Source organism: Phenylobacterium ferrooxidans, assembly GCF_042714595.1.
In the GTDB taxonomy this organism is placed as follows: Bacteria; Pseudomonadota; Alphaproteobacteria; order Caulobacterales; family Caulobacteraceae; genus Phenylobacterium; species Phenylobacterium ferrooxidans.
This window is the reverse complement of the sequence record NZ_JAOTJD010000085.1, coordinates 1-3014: the sequence shown is the minus strand read 5'-3', so window position 1 is coordinate 3014 and position 3014 is coordinate 1. Positions and strand designations below refer to the sequence as shown.

Here is a 3014-nt window from a genome sequence, read left to right as displayed (position 1 = left end):
CGTCGGCCGCATGGCTGTCGTGGCCATGATTGTCGGCGTGCCCGTGGGCGTCATGCGCCGCGTGGTCGTCGTGCGCCCCGTGGCCGTGATCGTCGGCCGCATGGCTGTCGTGGCCATGATTGTCGGCGTGCCCGTGGGCGTCATGCGCCGCGTGGTCGTCGTGCGCCGCATGGGTGTCATGGGCGCCGTGCGCATCGTGGCCGTGGCTGTCGCCATGGCTTTCGTCGTGGTGATGTGCGGCGACCGCGCCGGCCGCCGCCGCTCCGGCCGCCGCGGCGGCCAGGGGCGCGGCGACGCCGTGGTGTTGGTCGTCCGGCTCTTGATGCGAGGTCGCGCCGTAGTCAGTCATGGTGCGGAACTTCCGGCGGCGCTCGGCGCGACGACGGCTCTCTCCGGCGCCGCGGGCAAGCGCGATCAACAGGGCGAGCGCGGCGAGGACCAGGGCCCCGGCCACGACCTTGTTGGAGGGCACGCTGCCCACGCCAGGCACCGAGACGTCCTTCATCCCTGGGATGGTCAGCTTGCTGAGCAGGCCCTGGAAGCTGAAGCCCTGCTTCTTCGCCGGAGCCTGCGGCATCACGGCGGCAAGCGCCTGTTCGATGCTGGCCAGCGAGAAGGTCATCGGCGGCTTCACACCGGTCAGGCCCGCGTCGACGTCGGCCTTCAGCGGACCGCGTTCGCCGGCGCCCGGCTTGACCTGCCAGTTGAAGGCGGCGGCCTCGCCGGTCTTCAGCTTGGCGGTCTGGGGACCGTTCGGGGTGATTTCGTAGCCGGTCCCGGAGAGGGTGGCGGTCACCTCACCATTCTTGGCGGCCTTGGTGAGACCGAGTTTGGCGGCCTCCCGCTGGAGGGTCGCCAGCAGGGTCTGCGGCAGGCCCAGGCTCACCTGGCCGGCCTCGCCCTTGGTGACCGCGTCCGGCACGGTGAGCTTGGAGCCCGACGCCACTTCGCCGCCGACCGCGGTCTGCAGCTTGGCGAGCTTGGGATCGGCGGGCGCCGGAAGGCCCGTGGCCGGGAAGGTGGGCTGGGGCGTCTTGGCCAGGACCGGCGCCGGCTTCGGCGCCGCCGCGGGCTTGGCCTGTTCAATGACCTTGGGCGCCGCGGCGACCACCGGCTTGGCGGCGGGAGCGAGCGGCTTGGGCGCAAGCGGCTTTGCGGCCACGACCGCCGGCCGGGCCGCGGCCACGGCTGGCCGGGCGACCGGCTTGGCCGGAGCGTAATAGGCCTGGGACGCAGGCCGGCGGACGCGTGGCGGGGCCGAGACATAGGCCCTCGGCGCATAGCGGTTGCCGTAGACCAGCCGGCGTTCACGGGCCGACATGTCTTCGGGATTCGGCACCGGCCGCATGGCGGTAACGAGCACGCCGTCGGCGCGCCGGTAGGTGACGAGGCGATTCACGTTGCGCGGCGGTTCCCGATAGGCGGAGCCCTGGGCGGCTTGGCCCCCGCTGGGGCCGCCAGCCAGCCCGCTGCTGTCATAGCGTGCGCCGGGGGCGCCGCCCATCAGCTCGGGAGGCGGGGCCTGGGTATAGGCGTCCGGTGGCGGGGCGACCTCGTGAGAACTTGGTCCGCTACAGGCGGCGAGCGCCAGAAGCGCCGCCGTGGTCGCGCCACGCAACATCAACTTGGTAATCGTAATCGCCATTGGGGCCCCCATCCCATGCCGAGATTCAGAACCGTACACTGGTCCTAAACCTTAACAGTTGCGCAACAAATCACGCTCTGGAGGAGAAAGCAAAAGCCTGAATCGTGTGACGGGTATCCGATTCACCTCAGGCGCGAGTACGGCTTGCCTCATAGAGCGCCACTGCGGCGGCGGCCGACACGTTCAAGCTCTCGAACCCGCCCGGCATGGGAATCTTGCCCAGGGCGTCACAATGTTCGGCCACGAGGCGGCGCAGGCCGTCGCCCTCCGAACCCAGCACCAGTACGGTCGGAGCGCCGTCGAGAGCCTGTTCCAGGGTTTGAGGCGCCGAACCGTCCAGGCCCACGGCCCGCCAGCCGAGGTCTGCCAGGGTCTCAAGCGCCCGCGACAGGTTCACCACATGCGAGGTGGGAATCTGGTCCACGGCGCCGGCGGCGGCCTTGGCCAGGGCCCCGGTCAGCTTGGGCGCATGCCGATCCTGCAGGATGACGCCGCTGGCCCCGAAGGCCGCCGCTGAGCGCAGGATGGCGCCGACGTTCTGCGGGTCGGTCACCTGATCGAGCATCAGGATGACGGCGCCGGGCTTGGCATCGAATTCCTCCAGCGCGACCGAATCCAGCATGGCGATCTGCAGGGCCAGGCCCTGGTGGACCGCGCCGCCGGGCAGGTTGTGGCTGATGACACCGGTCTCGACGATCTCCAGCGCCGGGTTCCTGCCGAATCGGGCGGTGAGCTCCCTGGCCCTGTCGGCCGTGGCCAGCAGCCGGTCAGCCGGTTCGCGGGCCGGATTGGCCAGGGCGGCGGTGACCGCGTGCCAGCCCCACAGCCAGTCGTCGGACACGACCTCGCGCCGTCCGGAACCTCGTCCGCGCTGCCCATTTTTAGAACCCTTCCAGGGCGCGTTGCGTTCGCTGTGTGACGACACTATAAGGCGCACTCCAAATCGGGGACCGGACTGGTTTTCCGCTGCTCGCGCCCGGCTTTAACACCGGTCGCACCGATCAGCGGAGGGTTTTGTTCGGCCTTCGGTGAGGCTCCGAGCGCGCTGGGGGAATGTCCCGAGTGGCAAAGGGGGGGGACTGTAAATCCCCTGGCGTACGCCTTCGTAGGTTCGAGTCCTACTTCCCCCACCACGCGCCGGAGCGACGCTCTATAATGGAGGCTCGGTCACGAGCACCCACCTCGGCGGGTATAGCACAATGGTAGTGCAGCAGCCTTCCAAGCTGAATACGCGGGTTCGATTCCCGCTACCCGCTCCATCTCTCAAACGCCCGTAGGATCCCATGGCCAAGGAAAAGTTCGAACGCAATAAGCCGCACTGCAACATCGGCACGATTGGTCACGTTGACCATGGCAAGACGACGCTGAC

General features: G+C 69.2%; 3 protein-coding genes and 2 tRNA genes. 3 read left to right on the top strand and 2 right to left on the bottom strand.

The genetic code is table 11. The annotated features are described in order from the left end of the window. The coding region (locus OCL97_RS22515; protein ID WP_377371935.1) for a stalk-specific protein X at positions 1–1645 on the bottom strand (1645 nt) is incomplete at its 3' end. A 127-nt stretch (positions 1646–1772) separates the two neighbouring features. Next, positions 1773–2570, bottom strand: coding sequence for a 23S rRNA (guanosine(2251)-2'-O)-methyltransferase RlmB (gene rlmB / locus OCL97_RS22510; protein WP_377371934.1), 798 nt, complete (start codon positions 2568–2570; stop codon positions 1773–1775). 122 nt (positions 2571–2692) lie between these two features. Here rlmB and OCL97_RS22505 point away from each other — a divergent pair. The 3 genes from OCL97_RS22505 to OCL97_RS22495 all read left to right on the top strand — a co-directional run. Continuing rightward, positions 2693–2778: transfer RNA gene (locus OCL97_RS22505), tRNA-Tyr, on the top strand. Positions 2779–2830: 52 nt separating this feature from the next. Then, a tRNA-Gly gene (locus OCL97_RS22500) sits at positions 2831–2904 on the top strand. A 24-nt stretch (positions 2905–2928) separates the two neighbouring features. Next, the coding region (locus OCL97_RS22495) for a GTP-binding protein (protein WP_199223561.1) at positions 2929–3014 on the top strand (86 nt) is incomplete at its 3' end.